This window comes from Arthrobacter ulcerisalmonis (assembly GCF_900609065.1).
GTDB classification, from domain to species: Bacteria; Actinomycetota; Actinomycetes; order Actinomycetales; family Micrococcaceae; genus Arthrobacter; species Arthrobacter ulcerisalmonis.
Genome location: NZ_UXAU01000009.1, coordinates 160,355 through 178,512 on the forward strand (window position 1 = coordinate 160,355; position 18,158 = coordinate 178,512).

General features: G+C 60.9%; 16 protein-coding genes and 4 pseudogenes. 8 read left to right on the forward strand and 12 right to left on the reverse strand.

Going from position 1 to position 18,158, the window contains the following annotated elements:
- Positions 1-42: 42 nt before the first annotated feature.
- From PSET11_RS01135 to PSET11_RS01145, 3 genes are read left to right on the forward strand one after another with little or no spacing between them, the layout of a single operon-like run.
- Complete coding sequence (locus PSET11_RS01135) at positions 43-732, forward strand: RNA polymerase sigma factor (RefSeq protein ID WP_124089924.1); 690 nt, start codon at positions 43-45, stop codon at positions 730-732.
- On the forward strand, positions 723-1,352 hold the full coding sequence (locus PSET11_RS01140) for an Asp23/Gls24 family envelope stress response protein (RefSeq protein ID WP_124089925.1): 630 nt from the start codon (positions 723-725) through the stop codon (positions 1,350-1,352). The genes PSET11_RS01135 and PSET11_RS01140 overlap by 10 nt, the downstream gene beginning before the upstream one ends.
- On the forward strand, positions 1,342-1,749 hold the full coding sequence (locus PSET11_RS01145; RefSeq protein WP_124089927.1) for a hypothetical protein: 408 nt from the start codon (positions 1,342-1,344) through the stop codon (positions 1,747-1,749). Before PSET11_RS01140 ends, PSET11_RS01145 begins: the two co-directional genes overlap by 11 nt.
- Before the next feature lie 19 nt (positions 1,750-1,768).
- On the opposite strand, the gene PSET11_RS01150 is transcribed toward PSET11_RS01145, so the two are convergent.
- Positions 1,769-2,599: a putative hydro-lyase gene (locus PSET11_RS01150; protein WP_124089929.1), complete on the reverse strand. Its 831-nt coding sequence runs from the start codon at positions 2,597-2,599 to the stop codon at positions 1,769-1,771.
- Positions 2,600-3,575: 976 nt separating this feature from the next.
- On the opposite strand from PSET11_RS01150, the pseudogene PSET11_RS01160 reads away from it, so the two are divergent.
- A pseudogene (locus tag PSET11_RS01160) lies at positions 3,576-3,785 on the forward strand (IS3 family transposase); the annotation flags it as partial.
- 189 nt (positions 3,786-3,974) lie between these two features.
- On the opposite strand, the gene PSET11_RS01165 reads toward PSET11_RS01160, so the two are convergent.
- Positions 3,975-5,507 (reverse strand): PucR family transcriptional regulator, encoded by a 1,533-nt coding sequence (locus PSET11_RS01165; protein WP_124089932.1) that lies wholly within the window; start codon positions 5,505-5,507, stop codon positions 3,975-3,977.
- A 175-nt stretch (positions 5,508-5,682) separates the two neighbouring features.
- Between PSET11_RS01165 and PSET11_RS01170 the strand changes: the two genes are divergently transcribed.
- From PSET11_RS01170 to PSET11_RS01180, 3 genes are all read left to right on the forward strand, one after another.
- Positions 5,683-7,065 (forward strand): MFS transporter, encoded by a 1,383-nt coding sequence (locus PSET11_RS01170; RefSeq protein ID WP_124089934.1) that lies wholly within the window; start codon positions 5,683-5,685, stop codon positions 7,063-7,065.
- Positions 7,062-8,081 (forward strand): agmatinase, encoded by a 1,020-nt coding sequence (gene speB / locus PSET11_RS01175; protein WP_124089936.1) that lies wholly within the window; start codon positions 7,062-7,064, stop codon positions 8,079-8,081. The genes PSET11_RS01170 and speB overlap by 4 nt, the downstream gene beginning before the upstream one ends.
- A gap of 194 nt (positions 8,082-8,275) precedes the next feature.
- On the forward strand, positions 8,276-8,545 hold the full coding sequence (locus PSET11_RS01180) for a hypothetical protein (protein ID WP_124089938.1): 270 nt from the start codon (positions 8,276-8,278) through the stop codon (positions 8,543-8,545).
- Between the two features lie 271 nt (positions 8,546-8,816).
- On the opposite strand, the gene PSET11_RS01185 is transcribed toward PSET11_RS01180, so the two are convergent.
- The 3 genes and pseudogenes from PSET11_RS01185 to PSET11_RS16790 form a co-directional block, all read right to left on the reverse strand.
- A complete protein-coding gene (locus PSET11_RS01185; protein WP_124089940.1) occupies positions 8,817-9,203 on the reverse strand; it encodes a SpoIIAA family protein in 387 nt (128 codons plus the stop codon).
- A 90-nt stretch (positions 9,204-9,293) separates the two neighbouring features.
- Entirely contained in the window at positions 9,294-9,437 is a 144-nt protein-coding gene (locus PSET11_RS16715) for a hypothetical protein (RefSeq protein WP_203415863.1), read from the reverse strand.
- Between the two features lie 9 nt (positions 9,438-9,446).
- Positions 9,447-10,134: pseudogene (locus PSET11_RS16790) on the reverse strand (IS3 family transposase); the annotation flags it as partial.
- A gap of 251 nt (positions 10,135-10,385) precedes the next feature.
- On the opposite strand from PSET11_RS16790, the pseudogene PSET11_RS01190 reads away from it, so the two are divergent.
- Positions 10,386-10,678: pseudogene (locus PSET11_RS01190) on the forward strand (transposase); the annotation flags it as partial.
- Positions 10,679-10,843: 165 nt separating this feature from the next.
- Here PSET11_RS01190 and PSET11_RS01195 read toward each other — a convergent pair.
- The 7 genes and pseudogenes from PSET11_RS01195 to purU form a co-directional block, all read right to left on the reverse strand.
- On the reverse strand, positions 10,844-11,245 hold the full coding sequence (locus PSET11_RS01195) for a VOC family protein (RefSeq protein WP_160118940.1): 402 nt from the start codon (positions 11,243-11,245) through the stop codon (positions 10,844-10,846).
- Between the two features lie 62 nt (positions 11,246-11,307).
- The gene (locus PSET11_RS16585) at positions 11,308-11,664 is read right to left on the reverse strand and encodes a hypothetical protein (RefSeq protein WP_160118941.1); all 357 of its coding nucleotides are present in this window, start codon (positions 11,662-11,664) and stop codon (positions 11,308-11,310) included.
- 91 nt (positions 11,665-11,755) lie between these two features.
- Positions 11,756-13,258, reverse strand: a complete 1,503-nt coding sequence (locus PSET11_RS01200) for a nucleobase:cation symporter-2 family protein (protein WP_124089944.1) — start codon at positions 13,256-13,258, stop codon at positions 11,756-11,758.
- A gap of 203 nt (positions 13,259-13,461) precedes the next feature.
- Positions 13,462-14,370, reverse strand: a complete 909-nt coding sequence (pucL, locus tag PSET11_RS01205) for a factor-independent urate hydroxylase (RefSeq protein ID WP_124089946.1) — start codon at positions 14,368-14,370, stop codon at positions 13,462-13,464.
- Between the two features lie 397 nt (positions 14,371-14,767).
- Positions 14,768-15,961, reverse strand: coding sequence for an MFS transporter (locus PSET11_RS01210; protein ID WP_124089948.1), 1,194 nt, complete (start codon positions 15,959-15,961; stop codon positions 14,768-14,770).
- Between the two features lie 322 nt (positions 15,962-16,283).
- Positions 16,284-17,183, reverse strand: a pseudogene (gene pdxS / locus PSET11_RS01215) (pyridoxal 5'-phosphate synthase lyase subunit PdxS).
- A gap of 76 nt (positions 17,184-17,259) precedes the next feature.
- Positions 17,260-18,156, reverse strand: coding sequence for a formyltetrahydrofolate deformylase (gene purU, locus PSET11_RS01220; RefSeq protein WP_124089950.1), 897 nt, complete (start codon positions 18,154-18,156; stop codon positions 17,260-17,262).
- Between the last annotated feature and the right edge of the window lie 2 nt (positions 18,157-18,158).

Below are 18,158 nucleotides of genomic sequence, written 5' to 3' on the forward strand. Positions count from 1 at the left end.
GCGGGGGATCGTTGCGAGGCAAGCGGTCGAGAAAGAGAACCTATGGACGAGACAACGCTGCCGGGCCGGCAGGAGCCACTGCCCCAGGTGTCCCCGGCTGGAGAGCCGAACGAGTGGGACGAGGACGTCTGGACTCCGTTGGACGAACTGGATGCGCTGACGATTGTCTCCCGCGCCCAGGACGGAGATGTAGAGGCGTTCGAGTGGCTTCTCAATGCCTACCAGGGTGGTCTTTTCCGGTTGTGCCTGCGGATGCTTGACGACCGCACCGAGGCGGAGGACCTGGTCCAGGAGACGTTTATCAGTGCGTGGCGTGCGCTGCCGAACCTTTCGGTCCCGCAGGCTTTCATTCCGTGGTTGTACCGGACCGCCACCAATAAGTGCCTGGACATGATCCGGAGCAAAAAACGCCGGGCGCCGGCAGGGTCCAGTGCCGAGCCGCAGTCCCACGAGTGGGGGTCCGGTGGTGCTGCGGAGCCGCAGGCTAGTATCGGAACAGGGGCTACTGCCGATCCTGCAAAGGAGTATGAGAACCAGGCGCAGATGAGGGCGCTGTCAGATCTGTTGCAGACCATCCCGCCCGGGCCCAGAGCCTGTTGGCTGCTGAGGGAAGTCCATGAATTTTCCTACCGGGAAATTGCGGCGATAGTGCAACTTCCGGAAAGCACCGTCCGGGGCCGGATTGCGCGGGCCAAACGTTTCCTTGCAGAAGGGATGGAACCATGGCGATGAACAGTGAACACCTCCGGCTGGGCTGCGGCCGTGACCTGGATGAGTTCTGGGCCGCTATTGATGAACCACCCACCGCCCATGAATGGTCCTGTCCGGACTGCCAGAGCGCGCGCAATGCCCTCTATCACCTGGCCAGCGTCACTGAATCAATGCGCGAACGGGATCGTACAGAGCCTTCCCTGCAACCGGGAAACCGAGTTCGCGAGGCGGTCATGATGGTGGCACGTGCTGAGATCCGCCGCGGCCGCAAGACACCATTGAAGAAGACGCCGTTGGGTCGGATCGATATCAGCGAGCAGGCCTTGACGGCGCTGATCCGCTTTGCGGCGTCCACGCTCCCCGGAGTCCGTGCACGCAGGTGCTCCATCACATCCCCGCCCGAGATGACTGGACCGTCCCAGCCCGCAGCTGACCCGCAGGCCCCAGGGCAGCCTGCGCCGGCGTCCGATCAGTCCAGCGCAGGACTCACCGTTGAACTGCAGGTGGCGCTCGCGTCAACTGTCCGGATCCCGGATACGTTGGCGCAGCTGCGCGAACGTGTGGGCGCGGTGGTAGAGGCGCAGACTTCCCTGGTTATCAGCACGATCAACATCTCCGTGGAGGACCTCTATGATCTCTGACCAGCCATTGGATGCCCGAGTGGTCACCCTGGATGTGCTTGCTGATGCACTGACGGCTGCGCTCCTGAGCGAGCCAGGGCTGCTCCGCCTGGAACCTACGGTGCGCAGTGTCATGCAGAAGTTTAAGATCACGTCTCGGCTGCTACGCCAGGATGCCGGAAGCGGTACGGGGGAGCCCGCGATGGCAACGCGTGATGGGCTGCAACTCACTGCCGCCGGTGGTGCGGTCCACGTCCAGGCCGACATTGCCACGGCATTCGAACATCGGGCACTGGGCCTGGCGGAACGCGCCCAGGAGGTCATCGCGGAGACCATCCGCCGCAGCGGACTGGAGGTGGGCGAAGTGGACATCACCATTTTGGCCATTGAATCGAGCCCTGGGCACCAGGGACACTAAGAGGACGAGGGGCGCAGCGTCACGGCACCAGGTATGAGCTGTCCCGCGCGTCCGTGATCAGCATATGCCCGGGCGCGTGTCCGATGGCCAGGGCTGGCCGCGATTCCATCACGGCTGCCTGCGGAGTGACGCCGCAGGCCCAGAAGACCGGAATGTGGCCGGGCGGTACCGTCACGGCGTCGCCAAAATCGGGGCGGGACAGATCGGCGATCCCGAGTTCCGCAGGGTTGCCCACGTGGATGGGTGCGCCGTGGACGGCGGGGTAGCGGGAGGTGATCCGGACGGCGTCGGCCACCTGCGAGGCGGGGACCGGGCGCATCGACACCACCAGCGGCCCCGCCATGCTGCCCGCGGGCTCGCAGCGGACGGAGGTTCGGTACATCGGCACGTTGACGCCCTGGTCGATGTGCGCCACGCGGATCCCGCCCTCTTGCAGTGCCGCTTCGAAGGTGAAGCTGCAACCCACGATGAAGGTGACCAGATCGTCGCGCCAATGCTCATCAAGCTGGGTAGGCTGATCCACCTGCACGCCGTTTTCGTACACCACGTACCGGGGCACGTCGGTGCGGATGTCGCCGCCGCTGAGCAGCGCGCTGCTGGTCTGGCCGGCGTCGAGAACGCCCAGGATGGGGCACGGTTTGGGATTCCGTTGGGCGAAAAGCAGCACGTCAAACGCCTGGGCTTTCGGCACGATGATCAGGTTGGCCTGCGCGTACCCAGCACTCCAGCCAGATGTGGGCGTCACCAGCCCGGCGCGGAACAGTTCGCGCGCCTCTGCCGGCAGCAGCGTCGACGGGTTTTGGGGAAGTACGACGGCGGGTGGCTGGCCAGGTGCAGCGGTGGGTTCCATGGTTCCGTCCTGCTGGAGGGGTGACCGGGGTCACGGGGGTGCATCCACTGTAGCCAGAGTGAGGCGCCATTCACAAGTGATTGTTGAACAATCCGATTCGGTCGATGGAGTCGATCCCGGCCGTGCTGGCCTTGAACAGGACCAGAACAGCGCGAGCGTCCGCACGCCGTCGGGCGCTTTTCGACCCCACGGCCCGTTCCGCAAATGAGCCATGCAGATGCATCGCGATCCCAACATTTTGAACCCGCAAGACCCAAACCGGATGGGTCCGCGAAGTAAAAATGGCGCGGGTGCAAACCGATGCGGGTACAGGTGGGCCCTGCTTAACATGGTTGAACGTTTCCGGCTAAAGCTTCCACCGGTGAAGGTCCCTTCACTGCTCAGCAGCGTGAAACCGGCATCAGGAACTCTAGGCACCAGTCATCCTTTTCCTTGTGGGGCCCCTGGACCACATGACATAGAGGATCCGGCTTCTCGCAGAGGGCATGGCGTCCAACATTCAGGATCAGCGTCCGGCCGAGCCCGCTAAATCAGCGCTCTCATGCGTCGCATAACTGGGAGGATCCGGCCACTTCCTTCGGCCCGGCGGGGGTCCCTCGCCCCCGCGACCCAAAACGCCTTCGTGGTCCGCGCGGAGCGAGCCCTCTAGCCGAAGGTGGCAAACGGACAGCCCGTCACGTTCACCGCCACCGCGGCAGCGACCGGCATTTCCCGGGCGACCCTCTACCCACACCCGGAGTTGCGGACGTTGATCTAGGAATACCGGCTCCATGATGTTTTAAGGACACGCTCTCTCCGGTCTGAGCATCGAGATCGCGCAGCTACGCGCCAGCCTCGAAGCCGTCGCCGATCGCGCACGGCAACACGAGGAACGACTCCTCCGGCTCGAACGAGTCAACACCGCGACCAAGATCAAAAAATAGGATTTACAAAAAGGACGACAGCGGACAATTCCAGACCCGGATTAGCCAGTTAATGTGCGGACAACGCCGAGATGGAATCGTTCTTTTCCGTGTTGCAGAAGAACGTGCTGGACCGTCAGCTGCGGGTCGCATGGCAGGAACTCCGGCTGGCCAGCACGACCTGGATCGAAAGGATTTATCACCGCCGGCGGCAACGACGGCTGGGACAACTCTCGCCGATCGAATATGAAACAACCAACCGGAGCGCGCTCACGGCGGACTAAGACCCCGAGTCAACAAATGCCGGGGCAATCCCTCCCACAAAAACCCAAGGAGCAGGCCCACCCGGCACGAGGTATCACCTTGGTATGCAGCTGCGTATGAGGACTAACCCCTAGATGCGGGATCCACATGTGATGCTCGTTCCCCATGCTCATGGTGACTCTCTTAGGTAAGCGCGCCGAACTCGGCAGTTAGCTCTTGGACCTGCTATGCCGGGGCGGCGCGGGGGATTGCGCCTGCATTGCCTCGTGGATCTGCAGTGCGAACCACAGTTGGGCCAAAGTCGACGTTTCGGTCATGTCTAGGCCGGTCAGCTCGCTGATCTTTCGCATCCGGTAGATAATCGTCTGTCGGTGGGCAAATAGTGCCGCCGCGGTTTTTTGCCATGATCGCTGTGTGTCCAGGAAGGTTTTCAGAGTGACGATCAGGTCACCGTGCTCGCTCTGTTCGTACTCGAAAATCGGGGCCAATAATCTCTGGACGAGTGCGTTGCCTTCCTCGAAGCTGGTCAGGCCCAGCCACGAGGGGCCGTCGGCGTATCGGACTAGTCTTGTGCCGGTGCCGATTGCTGTGCCAAGGGCCCACAGCGATTCCTGACGGGCACGTTGTATCCCGGCAGCAGTAGACGGTGCACTGATCCCGATTTTGACATTCGATCCTACGGAGTGGATCAACAGATCATCGCTCAGGTCAGCAGAGACGGCCAGATGTAGGGTGTTGGAACGGTGAAAACACGCGGTGGAAAAACCGTGACGCCACAGTTCGACGTGGACGTTTGCCAGTCTCTCCCCGTCGTCGGCGGACAACGAGATAACGAGGAATTCATGAGGTGGAACATCAAAATCGGTGAGGCGGTTTTCGACATCCGCGATCCCGAGACGTCCATCGATGGCTTGCAGGAGGAATTCTGCCCCCAGTCGTCGCTGGTTTTCCAGCGACAGTACCGTGCGGGACAGTTCCAGGCCCAGGATCGTGGCTGTATGAAGTAGTACAACGGTGTCCGGGTGGGCGATGGAGTTCGGCAGCATGACCAACAGGGCGTTGGGGTGGGTCGGAATGTCCATCAACAGGACGTGCTTGTCCCGTAGGTAATGCCATTGAAACTTCTTGCTCTTCGTGGGCGTCTGTCCAGTCAGCCGTGTCAGTTCCTTCTCCAGCGAGTCGGGCAACAGCTGGCCGCCTGGATTCCACGGATGCAGGCATCGGCGGTCCATAACGAAGAGATCCGAATCGAGCTCGGTCGCAAGTCCCTGAAGGAGGCTCTGCCAGTGGTCTTCCGATGTGCCGGCGGTGCGGAGCAAATCATATATACGGGCCGTCTGACGCAGCCGACGGGACTCCTCGAGCAGCGACGCCTCAGCGACAGAGCGGGCAATCTCAATGAACGGCAGCGGATACGGGACATTGATCACGGGCAGCGGTAGCCGGTCGCACGCCAACAGAAACTCCGGTAAGAGCTCCGGTGCGTGCATCTTCTCGCCGATGGCCAGCGCGCTGGCACCGGCCTTAACAAGCTCCTCGGCGAACTCCACCTGGCCCTTGGCGTCGGCGGGGATGGACAGGCCGTTAGTCATCATCAGTTCGCCGCCAGTGACCCATTCCCACAGCCGGGGCAGATCAGAGGTGTGAGCCCAAGTAATGCGGTTGCCCTCACCGCCCGCACCTGCCAAAAGAGTCAGCCCGAGCTGCGGTTCGGCCAGCAATTCGGCTACGGTGATCGCCATGCGTAAAACCCCCTGTTTGTGGTCGGAGGACGCCCCACCGCCTCTCATACATATGTATAAGTTCTATCGTTATTTGTAGTCAATTTGCGGATATACGTGGTGATGCCGCTCACGAAGAATTGAGGCACTGAAACTTCCCCGCTCACTGATGAGCATTCACGAGAGAGGGTTTGCAATGAGCGTACCGAGCAATCTCATTGATGACGCCCCACTGACCAAATTCCACAAGAAGCTGACCTTCTTCGCTTCCGGTGGGCCGTTCATCGACGGCTACGCTCTGTCCATCATCGGGATCGCCCTGATCACCATGGTTCCCGGCCTGCACATGACTCCAGCGGAGATCGGCATGGTGGGTGCGGCCAGCTTGGTGGGCATATTCTTCGGTGGCGCCATCTTTGGGTGGCTCACAGACAAGATCGGCCGGCACAAGATGTACATCGCCGACCTCATCGCGCTGGCACTGTTCTCGGCCCTCAACGGCTTCGCTACCGAGATCTGGCAGGTCGTCCTGTGTCGATTCTTTCTCGGCATGGCCATTGGCGCCGACTACCCCATCGCCACATCACTCCTGGCAGAGTTCTTGCCCAAGAAGCACCGTGGCCGCCTCCTCGGCGCCACCTTCGTGGTCTGGGCGATCGGCGCGGCCGTGGCGTACGCCGTCGGCTTCCTCCTCCGGGACGCCGGCCCGGACGCTTGGCGCATCATGGTTGCCAGCCCGGCCATCTTTGCCATCATCACGCTGCTGTTCCGCCTCGGGACCCCGGAATCCCCACGCTGGCTGCTTTCCCGCGGCCGACGCGACGAGGCGGAGGCCATCATCAAGAAGGTCTACGGCCATCAATACAGCCTTGCCGACATCGCCTCTGACAGTGAAGGCCCGGCCAAGCAAGGCAGATTCCTAGATATTTTCCGGAACGGTTATTGGAAGCGCACCCTGTTCGTCTCCATCTTCTGGACCGCCCAGGTCATCCCGCTGTTCGCCGTCTACACCTTCGCCCCTGACCTATTGGCTTCCATGGGCATGACCGGCGACGCGAACCTCTACGGCGGATCCTTCCTGATTTCCATGCTGTTCGTTGTCGGCGGCATCCCCGGACTATGGCTCGTTGAAAGGATCGGCCGCCGCAAGCTGCTCCTCTGGAGCTTCGGCGTCATCGTCGTGGCCCTAGCCATTCCCGCGTTTATCCCGAACGTCCAGGCCGCACCGCTGTTTATCGCCCTCGCCATCTTCGCTTTTGCGTCTGGTGCTTCCAGTTTCCTCGAGGTGGTCTACCCCAACGAACTTTTCCCCACAGAGGTCCGCGCCACAGCCGTTGGCTTTGGCACTGCCATCAGCCGGGTCGGCTCTGCCGCAAGCACCTACCTAATGCCAGTCGCCATCATCAGTTTCGGCGCCGCAGGCTCACTGCTTATCGGCGCCGTCATTTCTCTAATTGGCCTGGTGGCCACCTTCCTGCTCGCGCCGGAAACCGCCAACAAGTCCCTCTCGGAGCTCACCACAGAAAAGAATTCGGCGACGCCGACAACCAGCAAAGCAACTGAAGGATCTCTCTCATGACCACGCACAAGCCAATCGGCCCCGTCGACGCAACAAAAGTTCCCCGGTTCGCGGGCTTGGGCACCTTCGCCCGACTTCCCCAGATCGACCGTGTCCCGGACTACGACATCGCAATCGTCGGTGTCCCGTTCGATGGAGGCACCTCCTACCGCCCCGGCGCCCGCTTCGGTCCGGCCGCGGTCCGTGAGGCGTCGCGGCTCCTGCGCCCCGGTTACCATCCGGAGCTCGACGTTGAGCCCGTGTACGAGGCCCAGGTTGTGGATGCAGGGGACATCGCTTCTACCCCGTATGACATCTCCCGCGCGGTCCGCGAAATCGAAGAGCAGGCCCTCCCACTCCTCCGGGGACCCGCGGATGGCGATGGCGAAGGTAAGCGCCTCATCTCCATCGGTGGCGACCACACCATCGCCCTGCCGATGCTAAGGGCACTGAACAAGATCCACGGCCCGGTGGCACTGCTCCACTTCGATGCGCACCTGGATACCTGGGACACCTACTTCGACCAGCCTATTACCCACGGAACCATCTTCAGGCGCGCCTTCGAAGAGGGCTTGCTCATCGAAGACTCCTCAATGCACGTCGGCATCCGCGGCCCCGTGTACGACCGTAACGACTTCCTCCGCGACCACGAATTCGGTTTCCAGATCATCCGCTGCTCGGACCTGGACGTCATCGGAGTTCCGGCCGCGATCCAGCGTGTCAAAGAGCGCTTGGGCGACACCCCGGTCTACGTCTCCATCGATATCGATGTCCTGGACCCGGCCTACGCTCCGGGCACCGGCACTCCGGAGATGGGTGGGCTCCACTCCCGCGAGCTGTTGGCGCTACTCCGCGGACTAAATGGCATCAACATCGTGGGCGCCGACGTCGTCGAGGTTGCCCCGGCCTACGACCACGCAGACATCACCACAGTCGCCGCGGCGACCCTCGTCTTCGACCTCCTCGGCCTGATGGTGAACCGCAGCAATGGAGCCACCATCTCCGGTTCTGAAAATCTGCAGTCAGTGGCCACCTGACCTGCCGTGCCTTGCCGTCGGTCGTCAGCTCTCGGGTCAAACCCCCGCCGCTAGCTAACTTCCCCAGCGGAGCCACCGGATGTGACCGTCCTAGTCCTTGAGTTATGCCACGGCAGGGACATAATAGGTTCGGAAGCACCGCCGTCGCAGTGCAGGCTAAGCAGCTAGGCACCCCTTCCTTTGTTGCCTTTCCCATGGAGGTTGTCATAGCTCACGAACACATCACCGCATTTCTGGGCGAATCCGTCTCCGCTGACCCCGGCGCGGAGCAGGGATTAACCCGGGATGAGCTCTACGGCCTCTACACGAGCTGGTGCTTACTGAACCAGCAATCACCAAGCACCGCGCACGCGCTGTGGGCTGCGCTGCGGGAACACCGCATCAACCCCGACCACAACGCGTTATCGATGACCGGACCGGCAGCAACGGACTATATCCTGTCCAGCGCTCCCAGCCTCAGCTAGCTTAGGTAAAATAGAAGGGGGGCGCATGGACGACGTATCTGCGGAGCATGCCTCAGTTTTGTTGAAGCCGTGTGCGGCGGGGACCAGTTTCGCGGTCAGCAGATGCCCCCAAACATTCGCAGTAAAGCGTGTAGTGGCTTGAAATCGCATCAGCGCCGATCCACGACTATCCCTAGACGCAGGCAGTTCCGTCACGGACGCGTTGGTGGGGCGGTGCACTGTAGAAATCCTGCTCCACCAACAGAGATTAACCCCGTAGCAGTTCTGTTTTTCATCCAGGCGGGCCAAGGAAGGACGCCGAGGATGTTGGCATTGTGTCGTTCTGGTCGGCTATCCAGTAGAGGGCTGCTTCTTCGTCGGCGAAGTAGACGGTAGGGGCAGCTGATTGTCGGGCAAAGGCTGAAAGAACCATCCCCATAGGGTGATCTCCGACTATTGCGATCCTGGAAAATCCTCGGTAGGCCTTCATGGCCGCCCTTGCGTCCAGGTCCACCCCCGTGATGCCTGTGATGTTGACCAGGATCGGTAGAGTCTGGTGCCCGCCGATTTTCTCCAGCGTCCTGGCGGCGTGAACAGCAATCTCGTAGGTGACGAAGATCCCGGGAGCCCAGTTGAGCCGCAAAAGCCCGTTTCTGAGGGAAGCAGCGAAAGGATCCATGGTACTACAGTGAGTGGTCGACTCAACTGAGTCAAAACCACCTCACCTGAGAAATCAGAGTGCAGCGCCACTTTTGGGTAACCGCAGCACTCAGTTCGTGCGGATGACGAAGAGACGGTGACCGTCCGGGCTCCGCTGGCGCAGGGAGGCGAGGGCGCCCTCGTATGTCGCGCCGTCGGCTGTGATGTGGTCCTGGGACCCGTCGAGAGCCTCGATGGTTCCTGTCAACTCCACACTTTTACTCTAGCTTCGCGCGGAATTCTCAAGCTGAATGGCAGCAACGGGATTTAGGCGGCTGACTGTTCGGTGATTTCTGGGTTGGTTGATCCAGGCCGGCCCTGGGAGCGCGAGGATTTTGGGATTAGTGCTAGTCGTGAAGCACTCGGGATGTTTCACGCGGGCTGTTGCGAGGGTCGCCGAACGTTCCCTCGCGACGCCGGCGGCGTGGCCCTAGTGCACTTTGCGGGCGTGTGGAAGCCGATGCCGGAGTGCTGATGGTGATGGTGATGGTTGTGCCAGTCCTCGAAACCGCGGATGAATGCGCGGGCATCGTGGACTGAAGCGAAGCGTTCGGGGAATTCCGGATCATATTTCTGGGCCTTGAAAATGGCCTCCGAGTACGGATTATCATTCGACACCCGGGACCCGGAGTGGGACCTTGTGAACTCCAGATCCGAGAGCAGCGCGGCGACGATTTTGGATGTCATGGACGTGCCACTGTCCGCGGGCACGACCGGGGGATGCCGTGGGTTTCAAAGATTCCCTTCATCATCTCCACGGCCAACGCTTCGGATTCGGCGGTGTGCACGTGCGCGCCGCCGATGAACCTGGACTGGATATTGACCATCATGTATCAGTCGAAATACTTCCCCTTGACCGGGCCCGCGAGCTTGGTGATGTTTCAGGTGTAGACCTGACCCGGGGCGGTGGCGGTTTCCTGTTCGCGGTTGTCCTGGAAACACCCGTCAATGATGATCTTCAGTTCCAGCATCGACCGGTACGTTACCATCAGCGTTTCTTGGACAGGGGCCCGTCCGGCATGTCCTCGGAGACGCTCTCTAAGAACGCGTGTAGTTTTCCCCATCAGCTCCATGGTTGCCTCTGGTTGGGTCCCCGCTTAGAAGTCCAGTTTTTGTGTGAGTTTCGTGTCCGAGAATGGACACAGGAGGAAATTCACGAATCATGGCACGCAGACACACCCCCGAGCAGGTCATCGCCAAAGTCCGGCAGGGCCAGAAAATGCTCAACGGCGGCCGCCCGATGGTCGGGGTCATCAAGGAGCTCCAGGTCACCGAGGCGACCTGGTACCGCTGGCTGAACCAGATCGGGTCCGAGAAGAACGCCGAGGCGTCCAAACGGACCAAGGAGCTGGAGAAGGAGAACGCCCGGCTCAAGCGGCTGCTGGCGGAGAAGGAACTGGCCATCGACATCCTCAACGAGGTGGCCAAGGGAAAATTCTGAGCCCCGAACCCCGTGCCGTGGCACCTGCTGGCGCAGCCTGCATGGGCTGGCAGCCTGGTCACTGCCGGCGGATCGCCGTCCACCTCTCGCTCCGCCCTGGTACAGCGCAGCGAGAGGGTCGAGGCGAAGAGCAGTCAGAAGGTTCTCATTGATCAAGGGGCGAGGTTGGTGAGTGGTTATCACGCCGGCGTGCTTGGTGTGAAGAACTCAAGCGCTATTCCATCAGGATCCTTGAAGCTCAACACGGTTCCATAGGAAGCATCTACCAGGCCGCTGTGAAGAACCCCCATGCTCTCAAGATGCGAGGCCCACTGTTCGAGCTGGGAGATCTCTGCGACGGAAAACCCGACGTGGTCGAGTCCGGGGTTCTGTTCATTGAACGGATCCGCACCCTCGGAGGGTTGATGCTCCGTGAGGCCCAGCCCCAGACCACCGGCAAGGGTAAATTTCTTACGCAAGAACGCGCCGTCGTTCATAGTGCTGCTGGGCTGGATGCCCAGCAGCGTTGCGTAGAAAGCTGAGCTCTTTTCCACGTCGACGACGGTTAGGGCGATGTGGTCAACTCCAGGCAATGAAGGCATAGCGTTCCTTTCGTTTACGAGATGTTGATAATTTGCCCTGGGCATTTTCGTGCAGGGAGTGCTCAGGTAGTTTCCAGTTGTGGCCGGTCGGCATTGATCGACGTGCCTTTTCCGCGATGTAGCATTCGCCGGCCGAGGCCGCCGTCTGACCATATCCAGATGACGGACCGATCGGGCATCACAGCGTCTATGGTTCCGCTGCCACTGACGCCCTCGGCAACGAAACTGACATGTTCGCCCACTTTGAGACGCTTAGTCCACCGTGTATGGACGCGATTTGCTGGGCACGGAAAGCCCATGGATACCGCATCATCGTGATCAGCGATGGACACACTTGTTCTTTCCTGGAAGTCTTCGAATTGATGCTCCGCCACTGCAATGTCGGTGCCGTCGAGCTCTTCTTGAGGGTCGTAGTCCATTTTCATTCCTTAACAACCTCCGACGCTGATCACAGGCGCTGTAGTGGGTGGCGCACCGACCGTTGGGTGTGCGGGGTGTGGCTGCAGCGGACTAGTGCTGATCTTCGGTGGGGGATTGAACGGAGACTTCTTTGCCGTCGCAGTCGATGAGTTTGCCGTTTTCGTAGCGGTCGCCGTGGGCTAGGAAGTTTAGGTCTTCTTCCCTGACTACCCGACCGGTTCCTGCCACGAAAACTGATTGGTTTTCTGAGTTCCCTGCTTTGAGGTGGTTGAAGAGGAGGTTCAGGAGGATTGCCATGACGGCGGCGGAGCTGATGCCGGAGTGGAAGATGGTGGCGAACCAGGTTGGGAATTTATCGTAAAAGGTAGGTGCCGCGATCGGGATCATGCCGAAGCCGATCGAGGCTGCCACGATGATGAGGTTCATGTTGTTCTTGTATTCGACCTTGGCCAGGGTTCGGATACCACTGGCTGCGACGGTGCCGAAGAGGACGATGCCGGCGCCTCCGAGAACTGCTGTCGGGACGGCTGCGACCACACGACCCATGACGGGCAGCAGACCGAGAGCGACGAGGATGACGCCGCCGGCGGCTACGACGTAGCGGCTCTTTATTTTCGTCACGGCGACCAGCCCGACATTCTGGGCGAAAGCGCTCTGGGTGAAAGATCCGAAGATGGGGGCGATGAGGCTCGATCCCATGTCCGCCCGGAGTCCGGCTGCGATGCGCTTTGAATCGACTTTCGTTCCGATGATTTCTCCCACGGCGAGGATGTCCGCCATGGTTTCAGTGAGGATCACCAGGACAACGATCAGCATGGAAATGATGGCAGCGATTTCGAAGGTGGGGACGCCGAGCTGGAAAGGTGTAGGGAACGCCACGATGGGACCGTCGCCGACCTTAGCGAAGTTGGCCATGCCGGTGACGACAGCGACCAGCGTGCCGATGACCATGGCTAAAAGGATCGAAAGCCGGGAGATGGTCGCGTTGCCGAGTTTACTCAGGAGGAGAACGAGGGCCAGGGTGATGGCGGCGAGTCCGATGTTTTCCATGCTGCCGTAGTTCGCGGCGGTCTTGTTGCCACCCATGGCCCAGTTGGCGGCAACGGGCATCAGGGTGAGGCCGATGGTGGTGATCACGGTACCGGTGACCACTGGCGGGAAGAACCTGACGATTTTCGAGAAGACAGGTGCGATGAGCAGACCGACGGCGGCTGAAACGATGACAGCACCAAAGACCGACTGGATCCCGCCGCCGGTCGTGACGATGGCGACCATCGTTGCCACGCCCGCGAAAGAGACGCCCTGGACCAGCTGGAGCTGCGAACCGAAGAACGGGATGCCGATGGTTTGCAGGAGTGTGGCAAGGCCGCCCATGAAGAGAGCGGCAGCGATCAAAACGCCGATGTCCCCGGGAGGCATTCCTGCAGCCTGACCAACAATCAGCGGGACGGCGACGATACCCCCGTACATGGTGAGGACGTGTTGGAAACCGTAGGCAAAGCTACTCCCAATGGAGAGCCGTTCGTCCTCCGGCCGAGCCGTGGGGGAGCCTTTATCGGTAAGGGCTGTAGATGATCGCTTTTTGCTGTTCATGGCAGACTTTCTGGGTTCATGGCAGACGGCATTGTCTGGCTAACGGTGTCTGGCTAACAATTGGTGAGAAGAGTGCGCGGACCGGTTGGCCCTTCACGGCAAGCCCTGCAGTCGGGGTGCGCGTGGAGAATGGAGTGCGATGGTACCGGGCTCGGTGCAGAACCCGGCACCTTCACAGTTTTTTATGCGTTGCCGCGGAAGGTTCAGCAGAATCCGGCGATGCCGGACCAGGCGCCCGGCGCCTGGGTGGCGTCGTCGCGGAGGACCGTGGCTTCGATCAGGCCGTAGGGACGGTCTGCGGCGAAGAAAACCTCGTTGGGGTTGTCGAGGCCGAACGGCGACAGGTCCACCAGGAAGTGGTGTTTGTTCGGCATCGAGAACTTGATCTCATCGATCTCGCTATGGGCCTCGAGGACCTTGGTGCCCATGTCGAACAGGGTCTGCTGGAGGGCGTTGGAGTAGTTTTCCGTGAAGCCTTCGAGCAGGAGGGCCTTGACGTCCTCGTAGCCCTTGTTGAAGTCAACGGAGGTGAAGTCCGTGCCGGTCTTGTAGCGCCAGCGGGCGGAAACGTCCGTGGCCAGGATGCGGTCGGTGGTTTCCGGCAGGGTGGTGTAGCGGTCCCGCGGGTAGCCGGTGAATCCGGACTGGGTGGACTTCAGGACTGTCAGGTCCTTGAGGCCGGAGATCAGGTGATTGGTGTTGCCGTCCCGGACCAGGACGGCGGTGCGGACTTCCTGGCCGTTGCGGACGAACGAGTGATCGTGTTCGGCGCCGTGGGCCTGAATGCGGTCCCAGCTGTAGGACTCGGCTTCCCAGCGTCCGCCGGTGACCCAGTCAAAGGAGGAGGTGAAGTGCTCGCCGAGCCGCAGGACGAAGGCTTCGGGTGAGCCCACGCCGTCGCGGGCAAAGGCGTAGATGGTGTTCTTCTGGGTATCCGTGGCCACCACATGGGCGTTGTCGCCTTCGAGGTGAGCCGCAGCGAAATCGCCACGCAGCTGCGAGGTGACGTTGAGGTCTTCGATTTCGTGGCGGTCAGTGTCGCGGGTGATCTTCACGACCCGGACCTCTGCTTTGCCGTACTGGTTGTCGCCGAGGATGATCTTGCTGCTCATAACCAATTCCTTCCATAATCCGGAAAATTAATTCCGTATTGAAGTAGGGCGCAGTTTTCCGCGCTCATAAAAGTTGGCCAGCCCACAAAAAAGAGCCAGCATCGATTGATGCCAGCTCATTACGACCCTGCCTGCTGCTCCCAGGTCACGTGACTTGCATCACGCTGTTCTGGAATGTTACCTCGCCATGGCTTCGTTGTATAGGGCTCCTCATCATCGCGAATTGTGACTGACGGGAGAACTTTCGGCTTTTGGGCTCGTCTCATATTGAAGCTCACCGGCGGGTCCCGAGCCGAAATAGGAGAAGCTGCACGGGTACCTTGGAGCTCTCGTGCAGTCAGCACGAGATTCTTTTGTGCCGTACCGTCCCGCTACCACTGGCATCTCGCCGTCTTCGCTATCCGATGGTCCGCGAACGCCCTACGAGAACAGCCAAGAGACACAGCACAACCATGCATCCGGCACTAAGGAGTAGTGGCAGTTCAAAGCCGCCGGTTGCATCATGGAGCAGACCGAAGGCCAGGGGTCCGACGCTGGCGATGGCATAGCCTCCGGATTGCGCCATTCCGGAAAGCCGCGCAGCTTGCCTAGGGCTGTCGGTTCGGAGGCTGAACAAGGACAGCGCCACAACGATGAGACAGCCACAAGCGAGTGCGGCGGAAATGACCCATAACAGCATGAGGTCCGGCGCCAGCGCCAGGCCCAGGAAAGCCGTCAGCGCCAGGAGGCTGCCGGTGAGTCCAACGATGCGCTGATCTGCCATACGCCCCATGAGGATGCCCGTGCCCAGGCTTGCGCCCATACCCACGAGCAGGAAGAGCGCCATGTGCAGCCCAGCCGTGGTCTCAGAGACGCCATGAGTTCGTTCAATGGTAGGCAACCAAGCGCCGAACACGTAGTAAGTCAGCGACTGAAAGCCCATGAAAAGAGTTACTTGCCAGCCAAGGAGTGTTCTCCAGGGGGAGCGGGCGGACCGGGATCGGGAGTCATTTGCTGATGGTGGGGATTCCCTCCGAAAAGTCTTGGGCAGCAATACGGCTAAAGCTACAAGCGCAAGACCTACCCAGAGGCCTAGGGATAGTCTCCAGCCCAAAGGTGTCACTTGAGCAACCGGGACAACGAATGCGGCACCAAGGGCTGCAGCGGCGCCCTGGATTGAGGTATAGAAACCCGTCACTTGACTCACCCTCGAGGGGAACTGCCGCTTGACCAAGGAAGGCACCAGCACATTCAGGAAAGCGATACCGGCGCCAATCAGCACCGTTCCCACCCAGATCATCCCCGGAAGCTCCAGAGACCGGAGCACAATGCCGACAGCAAGAATGAACATGGATAGCCAAGAGGCCCTGTCCAGGCCCGCTATGCGCGCCATGCCCGGCGCCAGCGGCGAAAAGAGCGCGAAAGCCAACAGGGGCAGACCAGTTAGTAGCCCAGCCTGCGCCCCTGAAAGTCCGACGTCGTTCGAAATGTCTTCAAGAAGAGGTCCCACGGAAACGAAGCTGACCCGAAGGTTCGCCGCGATAATCAGGATTCCCAACAGGCCTACGCCCAAACGCAGACCACGATCTGTGGGAAGGATGCTGACCGACATGTTTCACCTCTCTGGAACCCGTCTTGCGCCCTCACCCGGAAACTCGGGGGACACAAGCGCTGAAACGGCCCACCCTGTCATCCCCGTGGACGGTCAGCAACCAGGCATGCCTCGCCGTCGATTATGACCGCACCGTAGGTTGCAGTCAGGATCGGTTGATCAGGGATATTTTTTGGGGCTCATGAGTCAATTCAGGTGAACTGGCCCTGCATGAGGCTACGACTTTCCCTCTCGCGAATTTCCTAGAGTCGAGTCACTGCAGCCATGCTAATCAGCGGGACCAATCGTCGCCCAGCGCTTTAGATGTCCTCCAACGGGTGGCTTACCAGCCGCGTTCGGCGAGGCGGTGCGGCTGCGGGATCTCGTCCACGTTGATGCCCACCATTGCCTCGCCCAGGCCACGCGAGGCCTTGGCGATCACGTCGGGGTCATCGAAGAACGTGGTGGCCTTGACCACGGCAGCGGCGCGCTGAGCCGGGTTGCCGGACTTGAAAATTCCGGAGCCGACGAACACGCCGTCAGCGCCGAGCTGCATCATCATGGCAGCGTCCGCAGGGGTGGCGATGCCGCCAGCGGTGAACAGGACAACGGGAAGCTTCCCTGCTGCTGCGACTTCCTTGACCAATTCGTACGGGGCCTGAAGTTCCTTGGCCGCAACATACAGCTCGTCCTCGGGCAGAGCGGCCAGCTTGGCGATCTCGGAGCGGATCTGGCGCATGTGGCCCGTGGCGTTGGAAACATCGCCGGTACCGGCCTCGCCCTTGGACCGGATCATGGCAGCACCTTCGTTGATGCGACGCAGTGCCTCACCGAGGTTGGTGGCGCCACAGACAAACGGGACCTTGAAGTTCCATTTGTCGATGTGGTTGACGTAGTCGGCAGGGGTCAGGACCTCTGACTCGTCGATGTAGTCAACGCCGAGGGACTGCAGGACCTAGGCCTCGACGAAGTGGCCGATGCGGGCCTTGGCCATGACGGGGACCGATACGGCGGCAATGATCGCGTCGATCATGTCCGGATCGGACATCCGGGACACGCCGCCCTGCGCGCGGATATCAGCTGGCACGCGCTCGAGCGCCATCACGGCCACTGCACCGGCGTCTTCGGCAATGCGGGCCTGTTCAACGTTGACCACGTCCATGATGACGCCGCCCTTGAGCATCTCGGCCATGCCGCGCTTCACGCGGTTGCTGCCCGTGATCGGCAAGATTGCCTGATTCATTGGTTGTTCTCTCATTTTTGTGGGGAGGCAAACACGCTTGGGACCAAGTTTCACCGAATTTTGGCCGAAACCATTGTTAGCGCAGCACGATGGTTCTGTTGCCTTGACGGATCACGCGGCCTTCGCAGTGCCAGCGCACGGCGTTGCTGAGTGCCTTGCATTCGGTATCGCGGCCGGCAGCCACAAGGTCCTCCGGCCCGAAAGTATGGTCCACTTCCACCGTCTGCTGGGCGATGATTGGTCCTTCATCGAGTTCAGCGTTGACGTAGTGTGCCGTGGCACCCACTGTTTTCACGCCACGGGCGTAGGCCTGGTGGTACGGTTTTGCGCCCTTGAAGCTGGGTAGGAACGAGTGGTGGATGTTAATGGCCTGGCCCTCAAGCTTGCGGGTGAGGGCGTCGCTGAGGACCTGCATGTAGCGGGCCAGGACTACGAGCTCGACGTTGAGTTCGGCCACAAGGTCCAGCAGCCTGGCTTCCGCCTCGGGTTTGGTGGCTGGGGTGACCGGCACGTGGAAGAAAGGGACGCCGTGCCACTCCACCAGCGTCTGGTGGTCGGTGTGGTTTGACACCACCGCCACTACTTCGATGGGCAGTTCGCCGATCCGGGCACGAAACAGCAGGTCGTTGAGGCAGTGCCCGAACTTGGACACCATAATCAGGACCCTGCGCTTGGAACCGTGCCGTTCCAGCCGCCAACCCATGCCGAAGCGGTTCGCTACCGGGACAAATGCCTCCCGTAGCGCGTCCGCGGTGGTGGCATCACCGTCGGACGAGAAGTGCACCCGCATAAAAAAGTGCTTTTCCGAGCGTTCGCCGAACTGTTGGTTGTCGATGATGTCGCAGCCGTGTTCGAGCAGGAACCCGGAAACGGCATGGACAATGCCAGGGGATTCACGGCATTCCAGCGTCAGCACATGCTCCACGGTGTTCAGGGAGCGTCCGGAAGAGGCTTCAGCCTCAATAGCAGTCATGG

What these genes read in the sequence shown, in the direction of transcription:
- PSET11_RS01135 (WP_124089924.1), top strand. Translation starts at nt 43, where the DNA reads ATGGACGAGACAACGCTGCCGGGCCGGCAGGAGCCACTGCCCCAGGTG.
- PSET11_RS01140 (WP_124089925.1), top strand. Translation starts at nt 723, where the DNA reads ATGGCGATGAACAGTGAACACCTCCGGCTGGGCTGCGGCCGTGACCTG.
- PSET11_RS01145 (WP_124089927.1), top strand. Translation starts at nt 1,342, where the DNA reads ATGATCTCTGACCAGCCATTGGATGCCCGAGTGGTCACCCTGGATGTG.
- PSET11_RS01150 (WP_124089929.1), bottom strand. Translation starts at nt 2,599, where the DNA reads ATGGAACCCACCGCTGCACCTGGCCAGCCACCCGCCGTCGTACTTCCC.
- PSET11_RS01165 (WP_124089932.1), bottom strand. Translation starts at nt 5,507, where the DNA reads ATGGCGATCACCGTAGCCGAATTGCTGGCCGAACCGCAGCTCGGGCTG.
- PSET11_RS01170 (WP_124089934.1), top strand. Translation starts at nt 5,683, where the DNA reads ATGAGCGTACCGAGCAATCTCATTGATGACGCCCCACTGACCAAATTC.
- speB (WP_124089936.1), top strand. Translation starts at nt 7,062, where the DNA reads ATGACCACGCACAAGCCAATCGGCCCCGTCGACGCAACAAAAGTTCCC.
- PSET11_RS01180 (WP_124089938.1), top strand. Translation starts at nt 8,276, where the DNA reads ATGGAGGTTGTCATAGCTCACGAACACATCACCGCATTTCTGGGCGAA.
- PSET11_RS01185 (WP_124089940.1), bottom strand. Translation starts at nt 9,203, where the DNA reads ATGGATCCTTTCGCTGCTTCCCTCAGAAACGGGCTTTTGCGGCTCAAC.
- PSET11_RS01195 (WP_160118940.1), bottom strand. Translation starts at nt 11,245, where the DNA reads ATGCCTTCATTGCCTGGAGTTGACCACATCGCCCTAACCGTCGTCGAC.
- PSET11_RS16585 (WP_160118941.1), bottom strand. Translation starts at nt 11,664, where the DNA reads ATGGACTACGACCCTCAAGAAGAGCTCGACGGCACCGACATTGCAGTG.
- PSET11_RS01200 (WP_124089944.1), bottom strand. Translation starts at nt 13,258, where the DNA reads ATGAACAGCAAAAAGCGATCATCTACAGCCCTTACCGATAAAGGCTCC.
- pucL (WP_124089946.1), bottom strand. Translation starts at nt 14,370, where the DNA reads ATGAGCAGCAAGATCATCCTCGGCGACAACCAGTACGGCAAAGCAGAG.
- PSET11_RS01210 (WP_124089948.1), bottom strand. Translation starts at nt 15,961, where the DNA reads ATGTCGGTCAGCATCCTTCCCACAGATCGTGGTCTGCGTTTGGGCGTA.
- purU (WP_124089950.1), bottom strand. Translation starts at nt 18,156, where the DNA reads ATGACTGCTATTGAGGCTGAAGCCTCTTCCGGACGCTCCCTGAACACC.